This window comes from Tessaracoccus luoxuelianae (genome assembly GCF_054483915.1).
This window is the reverse complement of the sequence record NZ_CM137013.1, coordinates 2,603,764-2,619,999: the sequence shown is the minus strand read 5'-3', so window position 1 is coordinate 2,619,999 and position 16,236 is coordinate 2,603,764. Positions and strand designations below refer to the sequence as shown.

Below are 16,236 nucleotides of genomic sequence, written 5' to 3'. Positions count from 1 at the left end.
CGAATCGGCCATCAGCGTCCACGCGGCCATCGCGGCCCAGGCGCGGTTCGGCCTCGCCCCGACGCCGCTACGCCGGGGCCTTGAGCTCACCGTCGAGGCTCTTCGACGAGAGGCCGGTGCCCACTAGGCTGGGGTGCACCATGACTGACACCACGCACCACGAGTTGACGGCCGCCTTGACGAGCCGGTGGCCCGAGCACCGGGTGGCGCCCAGCCTGACGCGCATCTCGGCCCTCATGCATCTCCTCGGCGACCCGCAGAAGGCCTTCCCCGTGATCCAGGTGGCCGGCACCAACGGCAAGGGCAGCACCGCCATCATGATCGAGGCTCTGCTGCGCGCCGCGGGCCTGCGCACCGGACGCTTCGCCAGCCCGCACCTGAGCGATGCCAGGGAGCGGATCAGCGTCGACGGGGAGGCGGTCAGCGAGGAACGCTTCGGCGAGGTCTGGCGTGACATCGAGCCGTACGTCGCCATGGTGGACGAACAGCGGCTCGACGGCGTGTCGATGACGTTCTTCGAGGTCATCACCGGCATGGCGTACGCGGCCTTCGCCGACGCCCCGGTGGATGTGGCCGTCATGGAGGTGGGCCTCGGGGGAAGGTGGGACGCCACGAGTGTCGCGGACCCGACTGTCGCGGTGGTGACGCCCATCGGGCTGGACCACATGCACATTCTCGGCTCCACGTTGGAAGAGATCGCCGGCGAGAAGGCCGGCATCATCAAGCACGGCGCGACGGCGGTGTTCGCGGGCCAGGACCCGGCCGCGGCACGCGTCCTGCTGGAGCGGGCCATCGAGGTGGGGGCCCCGGTGAAGGTGGAGGGGCCGGACTTCGGCGTCCTGGACCGCAGCCTGGCCGTCGGAGGGCAGCTTCTCCGCATCGACACGGCGGGTGGCCCCGTGAGCGACGTATTCCTCCCGCTGTTCGGCGAGCACATGGCCCGCAACGCCGCGCTGGCCGTGGCCGCCGTCGAGGCGTTCCTCGGCGGCCAGCCGCTGAGCCCTGAGGTGATCGTCGAGGGCCTCGGTTCCGTGGAGGCGCCGGCCCGGCTGGAGCTGGTCCGGACCTCGCCCCCCATCGTGGTGGACACCGCCCACAATCCGCCGGCCGCGCGCGTCACCATCGACGCGGTCGTGGAGTCCTACACCTTCGAGCCCCTGATCGGCGTGGTGGCGATGATGCAGGACAAGAACGCCGAGGAGGTGCTGGGGATCTTCGCGGAGCAGATGGATCAGGTGGTCATCACGCAGGTGTCGTCCTCTACCCGCGGCCGCCCCGTCGACGAACTGGCCGCCGTGGCCGAGACCGTGTGGTCCACGCATCAGGTGCACCGTGCAGCCACCATGGCGGAGGCGCTGGACCTGGCCGTCATGCTGGCAGACACGGCAAGCGCCCACGCCGGCGTGCTCGTGGCCGGCTCCGTGATCGCCGCCGGCGAGGCACGCGACCTCCTGAGGACGGAGCGACACCCGTGACCCTCGATCCCTCAAACCCACTGCGCCCCGCCGCGATGTCGGTGCTCGTCTTCGAGATCATCGTGGTGTGGCTCGCCTTCATCGGCATGATCCAGGTCTCCGGGGTCAACCTCTGGGTGGCCGCCGCCTGGTGCGCCGTCGCCACCCTGCTGTGCCTCGCCGCCGCCGCGGGCCTCAGGAAGCGGTGGGGCTACGTCGTGGGCTGGGTGGCCCAGCTGGTGCTCATCGGGCTCGGCCTCCTCACCCCGTGGATGTACGCCATGGGTCTCATCTTCGCCCTGATCTGGGTGACTTGCGTGGTGCTGGGGAAGCGCCTCGAGGCGGCCCAGGCTGAAAGGAACCTCTCATGACCGAGCAGACGTTCGTCATCATCAAGCCCGACGCGGTAGCCGCCGGCCACGTCGGGGCCATCGTGTCGCGCTACGAGGACGCCGGGCTCCGGTTGGCGGCCATGGAGTTCCGTCAGATCGACCCGGAGTTCGCTGACCGTCACTACTCCGAGCATGTGGAGCGCGAGTACTACCCGCCGCTGCGCGAGTTCATGACGGAGGGGCCGCTGATCGCCATGGTGATCACTGGAGACGACGCGGTTTCCCGCGTGCGTGCCCTCCACGGGGCCACCGATCCCGCCAAGGCCGAGCCGGGCACTGTGCGGGCGGACTTTGCGGAGTCCACTCGGCGCAACGCGGTCCATGCCTCAGATTCGCCCGAGTCCGCGGCCCACGAGATTGCGCTCTGGTTCGGCGAAGGGTAGGTCAAACGCGCCCCCGCGGATATTCTTGGCGGCGTCATGACAACACTTTCCGCGCTGCCCACGCACTCCCTCTTCGCACGGCTGGAGCCGCTGCTCGCGCAGGTGAGCAAGCCCATCCAGTACGTCGGGGGTGAGCACAACTCCGTCGTCAAGGACTGGGATTTGGTCGAGGTCCGCTGGTGCCTGTCGTACCCGGACGCCTACGAGGTGGGTCAACCCAACCAGGGCGTGGCCATCCTCTACGAGATCCTCAACGAGCGCGAGTGGATCCTCGCCGAGCGCACCTACTGCGTGTGGCCGGACATGGAGGCCAGGATGCGGGCGGCCTCGATGCCGCAGTTCACGCTGGACGCGCACCGCCCCGTCGGCATGTTCGACGTGCTGGGGGTCTCCTTCTCCACCGAACTGGGCTACACCAACCTGCTCAACCTGATCGACCTCTCCGGGTTGAGCCTCCACGCGGCGGACCGCATCGACGGCGAGCCGCTGGTCGTCGCGGGAGGGCACGCTGCCTTCAACCCCGAACCCATCGCGGACTTCATCGACGTGGCCGTGCTCGGCGACGGCGAGGAGGCCTCGCTGCTCATCTCGGACATCATCCGCGAGTGGAAGGTGGACGGCCGCGAGGGCGGCCGCGACGGGCTGCTGCTCCGCCTCGCCTTCACCGGCGCGTTCTACGTGCCGAAGTTCTACGACGTGGACTACCTCGACGACGGCCGCATCCAGAGGATCGCGCCCAACCGCGAGGGCGTGCCGTTCCAGGTGCGCAAGCACACGCTGATGAACCTCGACGAGTGGCCCTATCCCAAGCACCCCATCGTCCCGATGGCCGAGACGGTGCACGAGCGCTACTCCGTGGAGATCTTCCGGGGCTGCACCCGCGGCTGCCGTTTCTGCCAGGCGGGCATGATCACCCGCCCCGTCCGGGAGCGCTCGATCGACACCATCGGTGCCATGGTGGAGGGCGGACTCCGGGCCACCGGGTTGGAGGAGATCGGCCTGCTGTCCCTCTCGTCGGCGGACCACTCCGAGATCGCGGAGGTCACCAGGCAGCTCGCGGACCGCTACGAAGGCTCAAACGTCGCGCTGTCGCTGCCGTCAACCCGGGTGGACGCGTTCAACATCGACCTGGCCAACGAGCTCAGCCGCAACGGCCGCCGCTCGGGTCTCACGTTCGCGCCCGAGGGCGGCTCGGAGCGGATGCGGAAGGTGATCAACAAGATGGTCACCGAGGATGACCTGATCGACACTGTCGCGGCCGCGTTCTCCTCCGGCTGGCGCCAGGTCAAGCTGTACTTCATGTGCGGCCTGCCCACCGAGACCGACGAGGACGTGCTGGCCATCGCGGACCTGGCGCGCCGCGTGATCGAGACCGGTCGGAAGGCATCCGGCACCCGCGACATCCGCTGCACCGTCTCGATCGGCGGGTTCGTGCCTAAGGCGCACACCCCCTTCCAGTGGGCGGGCCAGGCCAGCGCCGAGACCATCGACCACCGGCTCCAGCTGCTGCGCGACACCATCAGGCAGGACCGCCACTACGGCAAGGCGATCGGCATGCGGTACCACGACGGCAAGCCGGGGACCATCGAGGGCCTGCTGTCCCGCGGGGACCGACGGGTGGGCCGCGTCATCGAGCGCGTGTGGCGCGACGGCGGCAAGTTCGACGGCTGGAGCGAGCACTTCAGCTTCGAGCGCTGGGCCACGGCCGCGGCGGAGGAGCTCGCCCCCTTCGGTGTGGACCTGGACTGGTACACCACCCGCGAGCGCGGCTACGAGGAGGTCCTGCCCTGGGACCACCTGGACGCGGGTCTGGACCGTGACTGGCTGTGGGAGGACTGGCAGGACGCCCTCGACGAGCGCGAGGTGGAGGACTGCCGCTGGACGCCGTGCTTCGACTGCGGCGTGTGCCCCCAGATGGACACATCCATCCAGATCGGCCCCACCGGCAAGGTGCTCCTGCCGCTCGCCGTGGCCAAGCCCTCCCTCCAGTAGGGGGAGGGCCGCCCAGTAGGGGGAGGGCCGCCCGGACCGGCTAGGCTGGCCCCTCGTGGAGAGCGTGCGCAAGGTCGGGTTCGACCGCGAGAAGTATCTGGTCCTTCAGTCCCACCACATCGATGAGCGGCGCAGGCGCTTCGGCGGCAAGCTGTACCTCGAGTTCGGCGGCAAGCTGTTCGACGACCACCACGCCTCCCGTGTGCTGCCCGGCTTCACCCCGGACAACAAGATCGCCATGCTGGAGACCCTCAAGGACGAGGTCGAGGTGGTCATCGTCGTCAGCGCCCACGATCTCGCCCGGAACAAGGTGCGCGCGGACCTCGGCATCCCCTATGAGTCAGATGTGCTCCGGCTCATCGACGAGTTCCGGTCCTACGGGCTGTATGTCGGTAGCGTCGTCATCACGCAGATGACCGATGAGCACCGGCAGGGGAGGGCGTTCAAGCGCAAGCTGGAGCGGCTCGGGCTGAAGGTCTACCGTCACTACCCGATCAAGGGCTACCCCAGCGATGTCGCGCTGATCGTCAGCGACAACGGCTACGGCCGCAACGACTACATCGAGACCACCCGCGACCTCGTGGTCGTCACAGCCCCCGGCCCCGGCAGCGGGAAGATGGCCACCTGCCTGTCGCAGCTGTACCACGACCACAAGCGCGGGATCCCCTCCGGCTACGCCAAGTTCGAGACGTTCCCCATCTGGAACCTCCCGCTGGACCACCCTGTCAACCTGGCCTACGAGGCAGCCACGGCGGACCTCGACGACGTCAACATGATCGACCCGTTCCACCTCGCCGCCTACGGCGAGCAGGTGGTCAACTACAACCGCGACGTCGAGATCTTCCCCGTCCTCAAGCTGCTGTTCGAGCAGCTCACCGGCGCCTCGCCGTACCAGTCGCCCACCGACATGGGCGTCAACATGGCGGGGCAGTGCATCTCCGACGACGAGGTGTGCAGGGCGGCCTCCAAGCAGGAGGTCATCCGCCGTTACTACAAGGCGCTGGTGCACGAGCGACGCGACGAGCTCGAGCCCACGCTGTCGGACCGCATCGCGTTGATAATGCGCACGTTGGGCATCGGGGTGGAGGACCGCCCGGTCGTGGGACCGGCTCTGGAGACCGAACGCCGCACCAAGGGGCCGGCAGCCTCGCTGCAGCTGCCCGACGGCACCGTCGTGACCGGCAAGACCTCGGCGCTGCTGGGCAGTTCCTCGGCCCTCCTGCTCAACGCCCTCAAGCTCCTCGCCGGCCTGCCGGACGAGGCACACCTGCTGGCGCCGGAGACGATCGGCCCGATCCAGACCCTGAAGACGCAGCACCTCGGTAGCGCCAACCCGCGTCTGCACACCGACGAGGTGCTCATCGCCCTGTCCGTGGGCGCCACCTACGACGAGTTCGCCAGACGGGCCCTGGCCGAGCTGCCGCACCTGCGCGGCTGCGACGTGCACACCACGGTGATCCTCGGACCTGTCGACGAGGCCATCTTCCGTAACCTCGGGGTCAACGTCACCAGCGAGCCCGTCTACCAGAGCAAGAAGCTGTACCGGAAGCGGTGATCGGGCCGCGCCGTCCGGTGCTGATCTAGACTGCCGCCCGTGGGAAACCGACAGCCGCCAGTCCAGCAGGCACCTCCGGCGCAGAAGCTGCGGCTGCGCTACGCCAAGCGTGGCCCCGGACGCTTCACCTCGCACCGCGACTTCGGGCGTGCGCTCGAGCGCGCCCTGCGACGCGCGGAGATCCCGATGGCCTACTCCTCGGGCTTCTCGCCCCACCCCCGCATCTCCTACGCCAACGCCGCGCCCACGTCCGCAGCCTCCGAAGCGGAGTACGTGGAGCTGGGCCTCACCGAGGTCTGCAACCCGGTCAAGCTCGTGGAGGCGCTCAACGCGGTCCTCCCGCAGGGCTTCGTCGTGCTGGACGCGGCCGAAGCAGTCAAGGAGTCGCTCGGTGATCTGCTGCAGGCGTCGGACTGGGTGATCAGCCTCGCCGGGGCAGAGCCGGGCGTCCTCAGCTCGGCCGCGTCGTCGCTCCTCGATCGGGAGGAGTACATCATCGAGCGGATGACGAAGAACGGCATGCGGGCCTTCGACGTGCGCGCGGCCATCGTGAGTTTGAGTGTCTCCGACGACGAGACGCTGCTGCTGCGCTCGATTCACCAGGCGCCGCTGGTGCGCCCGGATGACGTGGTGACCGCACTGCGTCAGCTCACCCCCCAGGTGCCCGCGCAGGCCCTCCTCACCCGCCTGGCGCAGGGGCCGCTGGCAGACGGCGTGATCGGCGACCCGCTGCACTGATCGGCGCGGTGATGCGCCAAGTGTTGCGACGGTGTGCGAGAATAACGCTCAGGTCACGGCACCGCCGGTGCCAACCGGGAGCAGCGAGGCTGCACCGCGGCAGATCTGCCGCGACTGCTCGCACTGCCCTGGAGGCCGGAGTCTTAGCGCACAGCGCGTCTGTGCCCGTCCGCGCATCCGCGCCTGAGGAGCCTCATGCTCGATATCGAGAACGACGGCGTCACCACCGCCGAGGAAACCACACCCACCGCCCCCGTGAGGCGCCGCCGCGCTGCGGGCCGCCCGGCAGGCCCACCCCAGGACGCCGCGGCTGAGCCCACGGGTAGCCCCACGGCTGAGCCCACCAGTAGCCAGACGGCTGAGCCGGAAGCGGCTGACCTGACGCCCAAGCGACGCCGCGTCGCCTCGAAGCCGGACGCGGCCGCCGCGCCCGTTCGTCGACGCAGGGTGAAGGCGGTGGAGGCTCCCTCCGAGGAGGCTCCCGCTGAAGTCGCCCCCCTTGAAGAGGCCCCCGCTGCGGAGATCGCCGCGGAGGCTCCCGTCGTGGAGGCGACCCCGCCGGTAGAGGAGAGCAAGCCGGTACGCCGCCGCGCCACCCGCCGCACCGCGCCGCCCGCGCCAAGCGAGCCCGCGCCAAGCGAGCCCGCGCCCGTCGTCACCCCCGCCCAGGTCGATGATTCGCCCGCGCCGGCCGAGGAGTCTTCCGCGACGCCGATCGACGAGCAGTCCCCGGAAGCAGCAGTGCCGCAGGCGTCCGCGCCCGCTCCTGTCCGCCGCCGGCGGGCGTCGCGACCGGCCGCCGCCCCCGAGCCGGTGGTCGCCGCTGAGCCCGCAGCAGTCCCGGAGCCAGCGGCCGCGCCGCAGCCGGCACTCGTTCCCGCCGAGACCGCGACCCCCGTCGCTTCCGAGACCGCACCCGCCGAGGAAGCAGGCCCCACCTCCACCCGCAGCCGTCGTCGGCGCGCCAGCCGCCCGGCGGCCCCGCCCGCCACGCTCCCCGAAGGGCAGGACGAGGACGCCATCGGTGTCGCGCTCCGCGCCGCTGAGGAGGTCGCGGAGGCCCGCCGGGCCCTCCTGACCGACCCCTTCCTCACCGCAGCAGCCCGTGAGCAGCAGCTCGCGGCCCTGGCCGGCGCGATTGCAGGCAGCCCCGCGGAGGAAGGCGAGGCTGAGCCCGAGGACGAAGACGGCGAGCTGACCGAAGCAGAGACGGACGAGGCTGCCGTCGAACCCGCGGAGGACGAGCCCGAATCCGACGAAGAAGACAGCGACGAAGCCGTCGACGATGAGTCCGACGACGACCGTCCCTCCCGCCGTCGCCGCCGACGCGGGGGCAGGCGCCGCCGTCGGGGTGGCTCCCGCGATGGCGCGGAGGACTCGGAGGCCGACTCTGACGAGGCCGAGGAAGCGGAATCGGAGGCCCCCGCGGAGGAGGCTGCCGAGGGCGAGCCTGACGCCGAGGGTGCCGAGCAGGACACGGCTGAGGCAGACGACAACGGAACAACCCGCCGTCGCCGCCGCCGTCGCCGTCGTGGCGAGGGCGCAGATGCCGATTCCACGTCGTCTGACGAGGTGACCGGCATCGAGGGCTCCACCCGCATGGAGGCCAAGCGCCAGCGCCGCAAGGAGTCCCGTGCCGCGGGGCGCCGCCGCGCCCCCATCCTCAGCGAGGCCGAGTTTCTGACGCGCCGGGAGGCGGTGGACCGCAGGCTGGTCATCCGCCAGTCCGAGGACTACACGCAGTTGGCCGTGGTGGAGGACAACATCCTCGTCGAGCACTACGTGGACAAGGCGTCGGCCACCTCCCTGATCGGCAACATCTACGTCGGTCGCATCCAGAACGTGCTGCCCAGCATGGAGGCCGCGTTCATCGACATCGGCCGCGGCCGCAACGCCGTGCTGTACGCCGGTGAGGTGGACTGGGCCAACTTCGGCGTCACAGGGGAGAACCGCAAGGTCGAGAACGTCCTGAAGTCGGGCCAGAGCGTTCTGGTGCAGGTGACGAAGGATCCCGTCGGGGCCAAGGGTGCCCGCCTCACGGGGCACATCTCCCTGCCTGGCCGCTACATCGTCTACTCGCCGGGCGGCCACCTGTCGGGGATCTCCCGCAAGCTGCCGGACACCGAGCGCAACCGTCTCCGCACCATCCTCGGGTCGCTGATCTCCGACGACGAGTCCGTCATCGTGCGGACCGCGGCGGAGGGCGCCAGCGAAGAGGAGCTGATCCGTGACGTCAACCGTCTCAAGGCCCAATGGGAGGTCATCGAGAAGAAGACGAAGCAGGGCAGCGCCCCACAGGCCCTCTACTCGGAGCCGGACCTGACCCTGCGGATCGTCCGCGACCTCTTCACCGAGGACTTCGGCCAGCTGATCGTCCAGGGCGACGGCGGCCCGTCTGACGCCTACGACGCCATCTCGGCCTACGTGAGTCACGTCGCGCCGCACCTGGCGGAGCGCCTGGTGCGCTTCGAACCCGCCGAAGACGGCCGGGACGCGTTCTCGCAGTTCAAGATCGACGAGCAGATCGCCAAGGCGTTGGATCGCAAGGTCTTCCTGCCTTCCGGCGGGTCCCTGGTGATCGACCGCACCGAAGCCATGACGGTCGTCGACGTCAACACGGGGCGCTTCACGGGCACCGGAGGCAACCTCGAGGCCACTGTCACCAGCAACAACCTGGAGGCGGCGGAGGAGATCGTGCGCCAGCTGCGCCTGCGCGACATCGGCGGCATCATCGTGATCGACTTCATCGACATGGTCCTGCCGAGCAACCGCGAGCTGCTGCTGCGCCGCCTCGTCGAGTGTCTCGGCCGCGACCGTACACGTCACCAGGTCGCGGAGGTGACCAGCCTCGGGCTGGTGCAGCTGACGCGCAAGCGGATCGGCACCGGCCTGGCCGAGGCGTTCACCGAGCCGTGCGAACACTGCCAGGGGGCGGGCTATGTCCGCTTTGAGGAGCCTGTGGATTCGCAGGCGCCCTCCGACGGCGGGGAGCGCAGGTCGCCGCGACGCCGCGGCAAGAAGTAGGCCCCATTTGGTCAATTCCACGCGGGCGGGTTAACATTCTACGGTTGCCTGCTCGCGTGGGCTTCACCCCAGAGCAATCCAGGCCATGGCCTGGGCACAGACAACAAGGAGATTCCAGTGGCCGCCACGTGTGATGTTTGCGCCAAGGGACCCGGCTTCGGTCACAACGTTCCTTGGTCGAAGAAGAAGACCAATCGCCGCTGGAACCCGAACATCCAGCGCGTGCGTGCCACCATCAACGGCACCCCGCAGCGCGTGAACGTGTGCACCTCCTGCCTCAAGGCCGGTAAGGTCTCGCGCTAGTTCGCATCCCTGACGCCGAGAGCCGGCGGTCCCCACGACGGGGCCGCCGGTTTTTCGCGTCCCCATCCCGCGCCCCTCGGACTGTCTGCGGGGGCCGGTAGGGTCTTGCTCATGTCCTTCTGGCGCACCCCGATCTACCGCGACCTCGGGCGTCGGCTCGTTGACGTGGTCGGTGGCAAGACGGCCGCAGAGTTCGAGCGATTGGGGATCAGCACCGTCGACGATCTGGTGCGGCACGTGCCGCGCCGCTATATCTCCGGCACGGAGATGTCCGACTTCAGCACCCTCACCGTGGGGCAGGACGTCGCAGTGATCGCCCAGGTGGTCGGCGCGAGGCAGTTCCACTCCTCTGGCGCGGGCAGAGTCCAGGCGGTCCTCAGTGACGGTCACGGGCGGCTCTCGGTGGCGTTCTTCGCGAAGAAGCAGCGCGTGCTGGACTACTGGGAGCGGCAGCTGGCCCCAGGCCGTCGGGGGATCTTCATCGGCCGCGTAGGCCGGTTCAACGAGCAGCTCCAGCTGGCCCACCCGGATTTCGTGATGCTCGACGGCGCCCGCATCTCCGGAGGCAAGGACGCCGAGAAGAGGGCCGCTATGGAGCGCAGCGTGCAGCGCGCCACCATGATCGGGCTGTACCCGGCCACAGGAAAACTACCCACGTGGGTGATCGCCGAGTCGATCCAGTTGGTCCTGCCCACCCTGTCCGGAGACACCCTCCCGGGGTGGGTGGTCGACGAGGCAGGGGTGCTGCCGTTCCAGGACGCGCTCACCGCCGTCCACGAGCCTGTCGAGGTACGGCAGGCGGAGCACGGCCAGGCGCGGCTCCGGTTCGACGAGGCGTTCGGCATTCAGCTGGCCATGGCGGCCAGGCGGAGAGAGGCCGCCGGGGAGCTCGCCACGCCGCGTCCCCGTCGCCCAGGGGGGCTCCTCGAGGCGTTCGACGAGAGGCTGCCCTTCACCCTCACCGACGGGCAGAGAAACATCGGGGAGGTCATCTTCGGCGAGCTCGCAGGCGGGGCGCCGATGAACCGTCTCCTCCAAGGCGAGGTCGGGTCGGGGAAGACGCTCGTGGCGCTCCGGGCCATGCTTGCGGTGGTTGATTCCGGCGGACAGTCAGTACTACTGGCTCCCACCGAGGTCCTGGCCAAGCAGCACTACCAGACCATCTCCCAGCTGCTCGGTGATCTGGGCCAGGGTCGCCAGCTCGGCGCCCACCCGGAAGCCACGGGAGTGGTGCTCCTCACGGGGAGCCGCTCCGCCGCGGCCAAGCGTGGTGTGCTGGCGCAGATCGCCACCGGCGAGGCGGGGATCGTTGTGGGCACGCACGCGCTCCTCAGTGACCCGGTGGCCTTCAACGACCTGGGTCTGGTCGTCGTCGACGAGCAGCACCGTTTCGGCGTCGAGCAGCGGGCCGCGCTCGCCGCGAAGGCGGAGAGGAAGCCCCACACGCTCGTCATGACCGCTACGCCCATTCCCCGATCCATCGCCATGACGGTGTTCGGGGATCTGGAGGTCAGCGAGCTGCGCGAGCTCCCGGCCGGCCGGGCGGCCGTGCAGACGGTGTTCGTCGATACCGCGCAGACGCCGCACTGGGTGCCGCGCGCCTGGGAGCGCATCCGGGAGGAGGTGGAGCGGGGCAGGCAGGCGTTCGTGGTGTGCCCGTCCATCACCGCCAAGGAGGCAGAGGCGGGGGGCGCGCCCGCGATGTCCGCCGTCGAGGAGCTCGCCCCGCAGCTGGCCGCCGGACCCCTCGCGGGTCTGCGCATCGGGACGGTGCACGGCAAACAGCCCGCGGCCGATCGGGACGACGCCATGGCCGCCTTCGCAGATGGGCGGCTGGATGTGCTGGTGGCCACCACGGTGATCGAGGTGGGCGTGGACGTGCCCAACGCGTCGGTGATGGTGGTGGTGGACGCGGACCGCTTCGGGCTCTCCCAGCTGCATCAGTTGCGGGGGCGCATCGGTCGAGGGGAGCATCCGGGGCTGTGCCTCCTGCTCGCCGCAGTCGGGGAGAACCTCGACGCTCTGACCCGCCTCCAGGCCATGACGTCGACCACTGACGGCTTCGAGCTGGCCGAGCTCGACCTGAGGCTGCGCCGGGAGGGAGACGTCCTGGGCGCCGCCCAGTCCGGCGGGGGATCGCTCAAGCTGCTGCGGGCTCTGGACGACGCGGGTGTGATCCAGGCGGCCAAGGCGCTCGCTGAGCGTGTCCTGGAGGACCCGCGGTCCTCCACGGACCCGCTGCTGGCAGACCTGATGGCGAAGGCAGACGCCGTCGCCGCCGGAGAGTGGATGGAGAAGTCGTGAGCAGGATCATCGCCGGCCGGGCGAAGGGACGCCGCCTGAGCACCCCGAAGGGCGCGCGCACCAGGCCCACCACAGACCGCACCCGGGAGGCGTTGTTCTCTGCGCTGTCGAGCTGGTTCAACTCCGCTGACTCGGACGCCTCAGCCCACCTCGCGGGGGTCTCCGTGCTGGACCTCTTCGCGGGCTCGGGGGCGGTTGGCCTCGAGGCGGCCAGCCGTGGTGCGGCGCCGGTGGTGCTCGTCGAACAGGACAGGCCCACCGCCAGGCTGATCCAGGACAACGCCCGGGCCACGGGCCTGGCGGTGGAGGTGGTCGTGGCCAAGGCAGAGGCTGTCGCCGGTTCCCCGGGCCGGACGTTCGACCTGGTCTTCCTCGATCCCCCCTACGAGATGGCCACCGAATCCATCGAGACCCTGCTGGAGAACCTGGCCGTCAGCGCGTTGGCGGGGCGCGGTCTGGTGGTCGTGGAGCGCTCCTCCCGGGACCGTGACCCCGGCTGGCCGCCGGGCTACACGGACACCTGGCTGCGCCGCTACGGTGAGACGACGCTCCACTTCGGGGCTGTGGACTAGGAGTGATGCCATGACGGTCTTGTGCCCCGGGTCGTTCGACCCGATCACCGTGGGCCACCTCGACGTCATCCGGCGGGCGCACGCGCTGTTCGGGGCCGTGGTCGTCGCCATCGGCAACAACTCCACCAAGAACTACCTGTTCAGTTTCGACGAGCGCGTGGAGCTGGTTCAGGGAGCGACGGCGGACCTGGACCACATCACCGTGGAGCCCATGGAGGGGCTCCTGGTGGACTTCTGCCGCACCCGCGGGATTCCTGCAGTGGTTAAGGGCCTGCGGTTCGGGTCTGACTTCGACTTCGAGCTCCAGATGGCCCACATGAACCACGCCATGGGTCCGGTGGAGACTGTCCTGCTGCCCGCCGGCAAGGAGCACGTGACCTTGTCCTCGACCATCATCCGTCAGGTGGTCCGGCTCGGCGGCGACGTCTCCGCCTACGTGCCCGGCAACGTCGCGCTCGCCATCGAGGAGAGGCGTCGAGCGGGCACGCTCTGAGCGCATTTCCGTTTTGGGAATTCTGCGGGCCCTCGGTAGAGTTGGAAGCCGGTCATGACGAGTCATGGACGGTAGACGAAGGGAATCCGACGTGTCACCCGTGCATCCCCACCCGGATCGCCGCTCGCCACTGGTTTTTGAGGTGCACGAGCTCGCGCGCAGGGCTGGGACGATGAAACAGGTAGTCACCACGGTTCCCGCGCCTGCCGACATGGGCACGGAAGTGATCGGGGTGCCGCAAGACACCGACATCGAGCTGGATCTCCGGTTCGAGGCGGTGACCGAAGGCGTCCTGGTGACGGGCACAGCAACCGTGGAACTCCACGGCCAATGCGCCCGCTGCCTGGATGACATCGAGGAGCAAGCCTCCTTCGATGTGCAGGAGCTCTACTTCTATCCCGGCAACGAGATAGACACAGACGAGAGCCTCATCGTGGATGAGACGATCGATCTGGACGAGGCCCTGCGTGACGCCGTGGTGCTCGAGTTGCCGTTCACGCCCCTGTGCGAGGATGATTGCCTGGGTCTCTGCCCCACATGTGGAGCAGACCTCAATGACGATCCCGACCACACTCACGGTCTACAGGTTGATCCCAGGTGGGAGAAGCTGACCGGGCTGAGCGGGGAAGCACCCAACTGAGCAAACCTGTCAGTTACTGACGAAGGAGAAGATCGTGGCCGTTCCGAAGCGGAAGATGTCGCGCAGCAATACCCGTTCGCGCCGTGCGCAGTGGAAGACGACTGTCGTCCCCACCGTCGTGTGCGCCAACCCGGCCTGCCGCGAACCCCACCTGCAGCACACCGCATGCGCGAGCTGCGGACAGTACGGACCCCGCGGCAGCCGCCGCCAGGTCCTCGAGGTCTGAGCCTGGCCCACCCCCGCGGAGCGGGTCGTCCCCGTCCTCGGGGTCGGTGTCACGACGAGACCGCACGCGTGGGGGTCTCAGCGGGATGAGCAGACTGGAAGAGCAGCTGAAGGAGCTGGGCGTCGAGGTGGACGCCCAGCTCTTTGAGTTGTCCTTCACGCACCGCAGCTACGCCTACGAGCACGGCGGCATCGAGTCCAACGAGCGGCTCGAATTCCTCGGCGATGCAGTGCTCCAGATCGTCGTCACCGAGCACATCTTCCGCAGCTATCCGGACCTCCCCGAGGGACACCTGGCGAAGCTCCGGTCCCGCGTGGTGAGTTCCGTGGCCCTCGCGGACGTCGCCCGTCTCCTCGAGCTCGGGGATCACCTGCTCCTCGGCAAAGGCGAGGTGGCCACCCGCGGGCGGGACAAGACCTCCATCCTGGCGGACACGATGGAGGCGGTCATCGGCGCCGTCTACATCTCTGACGGCCCGGAGTCCGCCGCGCGTTTCATCCACCGCAATCTGGATGAGCAGATCGCCGACGCCCAACGAAGCAGGGACTACGCGGATCACAAGACGGCGCTGCAGGAGATCTGCTCGCAGCGCGGTTGGTCACTTCCCCGCTACGAGGTCAGCGGCGAGGGCCCTGACCACCAGCGGGTCTTCACGGCAGCCGTCATCGTCGACGAGCGGGTTCGTGGGCGGGGTACCGCACCGAGCAAGAAGCACGCCGAGCAGATCGCCGCCCGCGCGGCCTGCGAGGATCTCGCCGGTGCCTGAGCTGCCCGAAGTCGAGGTGGTGAGGCGCGGGCTGTCGGGTCACCTCACGGGACGCAGGATCATCCGCGTCAGCGTCCTCCACCCCAGACCCGTGCGAAGCCACCCTGGGGGGCCTGCGGGGTTCGTCGCCAACCTTGAGGGGCGACAGGTCGACGGGGTGCGCCGCCGCGGCAAGTACCTGTGGTGGGTCCTGGGCGACGACGCGATGGTGGCCCATCTCGGGATGAGCGGCCAGTTCAGGCTCAACCGTCCCGGCGACGAGCACGCCCGCAACACGCGCGTGATCTTCGGCCTCGACGACGGCCAGGAGCTGCGGTTCGTCGACCAACGGATGTTCGGCGGACTCGACTGGCGCGCCGGGCAGGCCACGTGTCCAGTCCCTCACGTGGCGCTCGATCCCTTCGACGAGGCTTTCGACGAGGCCGCCGTCTCAGCGCGGCTCCGCAGCAGGCGCACGACCGTGAAGCGGGCGCTGTTGGACCAGACCCTGGTCTCCGGCATCGGGAACATCTACGCCGACGAGGCCCTGTGGCAGGCCCGGACCCACTTCGACCACCCCACCGCGGGGCTGTCACCCCAGCGTTCCCGGAGGGTCCTCCGCGCGGCGGGCGAGGTGATGGCCGAGGCGCTGGCCCAGGGTGGGACGTCGTTCGATTCCCTCTACGTCAACGTCAACGGGGAGTCCGGCTACTTCTCCCGCTCGCTGGAGGCCTACGGGCGCGAGAACGGGCCCTGCTCGCGCTGCGGCACGCCCATCGCGCGCCGCTCCTTCATGAACAGGAGCAGCTACTTTTGTCCGAGATGCCAACGGGCGTGGAAGGGTGGCCAGTGATCAAGAAGATGCTGCACCGCTATCGGAGCTCAATCCGACAGCTCTTCCGCTTCGGCATGGTCGGAGGCCTCGGAGTGGTGGTCAACATGGCCGTCATCTGGGTCCAGCGCCACAGCCTGCCCATCTTCTGGCCGGAGTCCGCCTACGGCGGCGGGGCCTGGTGGTCCATTCCGGGCACCGAGTTCAACATCCGTTGGTATCACGTGATGAGCATGGTGGCCTTCATGGTGGCCAATCTCGTCAACTTCCAGCTCAACAGGTGGTGGACCTTCGGCTCGCACAAGCACTCGGCCTGGTGGCGCGAGTACTGGCCGTTCCTCACCGTCGGGCTCGCCGCGCAGCTCATCGGAATGGGCTTGCTGACCCTGTTGATGTGGGAGCAGTCGCCCATCGCGCTGCCCAGCGACGTCTTCGACAACTCCAGCGGCCTGCGGACCAAGTTCTACTGGGCGCAGCTGATCATGATTTTCTTCACCATCCCGGTCAGTTTCCTCCTGAACAAGTTCTGGACGTTCCGGTCCATTCGGACCGCCCTGCCGCCGGTCGAGGCAGCCTAGAGCAG

At 69.1% G+C, this 16,236-nt stretch carries 16 protein-coding genes; all 16 read left to right on the top strand.

What is annotated here, in order from left to right; genetic code table 11:
* Positions 1–140: 140 nt before the first annotated feature.
* The 16 genes from ACX1D1_RS12000 to ACX1D1_RS11925 all read left to right on the top strand — a co-directional run bounded on the left by ACX1D1_RS12000 (position 141) and on the right by ACX1D1_RS11925 (position 16,231).
* A complete protein-coding gene (locus ACX1D1_RS12000) occupies positions 141–1,475 on the top strand; it encodes a bifunctional folylpolyglutamate synthase/dihydrofolate synthase (protein WP_459054696.1) in 1,335 nt (444 codons plus the stop codon).
* On the top strand, positions 1,472–1,825 hold the full coding sequence (locus tag ACX1D1_RS11995; protein ID WP_370586069.1) for a DUF4233 domain-containing protein: 354 nt from the start codon (positions 1,472–1,474) through the stop codon (positions 1,823–1,825). Before ACX1D1_RS12000 ends, ACX1D1_RS11995 begins: the two co-directional genes overlap by 4 nt.
* Positions 1,822–2,229 carry a nucleoside-diphosphate kinase gene (gene ndk, locus ACX1D1_RS11990; protein WP_459054695.1) on the top strand — a complete coding sequence of 136 codons (408 nt, stop codon included), beginning with the start codon at positions 1,822–1,824 and terminating at the stop codon, positions 2,227–2,229. Before ACX1D1_RS11995 ends, ndk begins: the two co-directional genes overlap by 4 nt.
* A 36-nt stretch (positions 2,230–2,265) precedes the next feature.
* A complete protein-coding gene (locus tag ACX1D1_RS11985; RefSeq protein ID WP_459054694.1) occupies positions 2,266–4,221 on the top strand; it encodes a TIGR03960 family B12-binding radical SAM protein in 1,956 nt (651 codons plus the stop codon).
* 55 nt (positions 4,222–4,276) lie between these two features.
* Positions 4,277–5,776, top strand: a complete 1,500-nt coding sequence (locus ACX1D1_RS11980; RefSeq protein WP_459054693.1) for a DUF1846 domain-containing protein — start codon at positions 4,277–4,279, stop codon at positions 5,774–5,776.
* Between the two features lie 39 nt (positions 5,777–5,815).
* Entirely contained in the window at positions 5,816–6,514 is a 699-nt protein-coding gene (locus tag ACX1D1_RS11975) for a TIGR03936 family radical SAM-associated protein (RefSeq protein ID WP_182799411.1), read from the top strand.
* 195 nt (positions 6,515–6,709) lie between these two features.
* Positions 6,710–9,538, top strand: a complete 2,829-nt coding sequence (locus ACX1D1_RS11970; protein ID WP_459054692.1) for an Rne/Rng family ribonuclease — start codon at positions 6,710–6,712, stop codon at positions 9,536–9,538.
* A gap of 117 nt (positions 9,539–9,655) precedes the next feature.
* Complete coding sequence (gene rpmB, locus ACX1D1_RS11965) at positions 9,656–9,841, top strand: 50S ribosomal protein L28 (RefSeq protein WP_182783707.1); 186 nt, start codon at positions 9,656–9,658, stop codon at positions 9,839–9,841.
* Between the two features lie 111 nt (positions 9,842–9,952).
* Positions 9,953–12,145, top strand: a complete 2,193-nt coding sequence (locus ACX1D1_RS11960) for an ATP-dependent DNA helicase RecG (protein ID WP_459054691.1) — start codon at positions 9,953–9,955, stop codon at positions 12,143–12,145.
* On the top strand, positions 12,142–12,717 hold the full coding sequence (rsmD, locus tag ACX1D1_RS11955; protein WP_182799414.1) for a 16S rRNA (guanine(966)-N(2))-methyltransferase RsmD: 576 nt from the start codon (positions 12,142–12,144) through the stop codon (positions 12,715–12,717). The genes ACX1D1_RS11960 and rsmD overlap by 4 nt, the downstream gene beginning before the upstream one ends.
* A gap of 10 nt (positions 12,718–12,727) precedes the next feature.
* Complete coding sequence (gene coaD / locus ACX1D1_RS11950) at positions 12,728–13,210, top strand: pantetheine-phosphate adenylyltransferase (RefSeq protein WP_182799415.1); 483 nt, start codon at positions 12,728–12,730, stop codon at positions 13,208–13,210.
* Positions 13,211–13,301: 91 nt separating this feature from the next.
* Complete coding sequence (locus ACX1D1_RS11945) at positions 13,302–13,850, top strand: YceD family protein (protein ID WP_370586071.1); 549 nt, start codon at positions 13,302–13,304, stop codon at positions 13,848–13,850.
* A 34-nt stretch (positions 13,851–13,884) separates the two neighbouring features.
* Positions 13,885–14,076, top strand: a complete 192-nt coding sequence (gene rpmF / locus ACX1D1_RS11940; protein WP_182783717.1) for a 50S ribosomal protein L32 — start codon at positions 13,885–13,887, stop codon at positions 14,074–14,076.
* 85 nt (positions 14,077–14,161) lie between these two features.
* On the top strand, positions 14,162–14,842 hold the full coding sequence (rnc, locus tag ACX1D1_RS11935) for a ribonuclease III (protein ID WP_182799417.1): 681 nt from the start codon (positions 14,162–14,164) through the stop codon (positions 14,840–14,842).
* Positions 14,835–15,674, top strand: coding sequence for a bifunctional DNA-formamidopyrimidine glycosylase/DNA-(apurinic or apyrimidinic site) lyase (gene mutM / locus ACX1D1_RS11930; RefSeq protein WP_459054690.1), 840 nt, complete (start codon positions 14,835–14,837; stop codon positions 15,672–15,674). The genes rnc and mutM overlap by 8 nt, the downstream gene beginning before the upstream one ends.
* The gene (locus tag ACX1D1_RS11925; RefSeq protein WP_459054689.1) at positions 15,671–16,231 is read left to right on the top strand and encodes a GtrA family protein; all 561 of its coding nucleotides are present in this window, start codon (positions 15,671–15,673) and stop codon (positions 16,229–16,231) included. Before mutM ends, ACX1D1_RS11925 begins: the two co-directional genes overlap by 4 nt.
* Positions 16,232–16,236: the final 5 nt, after the last annotated feature.

Excerpts from the sequence above, each read along its gene's own strand:
- ACX1D1_RS11985 (WP_459054694.1), top strand. The coding sequence starts at position 2,266 with ATGACAACACTTTCCGCGCTGCCCACGCACTCCCTCTTCGCACGGCTG.
- rnc (WP_182799417.1), top strand. The coding sequence starts at position 14,162 with ATGAGCAGACTGGAAGAGCAGCTGAAGGAGCTGGGCGTCGAGGTGGAC.
- ACX1D1_RS11960 (WP_459054691.1), top strand. The coding sequence starts at position 9,953 with ATGTCCTTCTGGCGCACCCCGATCTACCGCGACCTCGGGCGTCGGCTC.
- ACX1D1_RS12000 (WP_459054696.1), top strand. The coding sequence starts at position 141 with ATGACTGACACCACGCACCACGAGTTGACGGCCGCCTTGACGAGCCGG.
- ndk (WP_459054695.1), top strand. The coding sequence starts at position 1,822 with ATGACCGAGCAGACGTTCGTCATCATCAAGCCCGACGCGGTAGCCGCC.
- ACX1D1_RS11970 (WP_459054692.1), top strand. The coding sequence starts at position 6,710 with ATGCTCGATATCGAGAACGACGGCGTCACCACCGCCGAGGAAACCACA.
- coaD (WP_182799415.1), top strand. The coding sequence starts at position 12,728 with ATGACGGTCTTGTGCCCCGGGTCGTTCGACCCGATCACCGTGGGCCAC.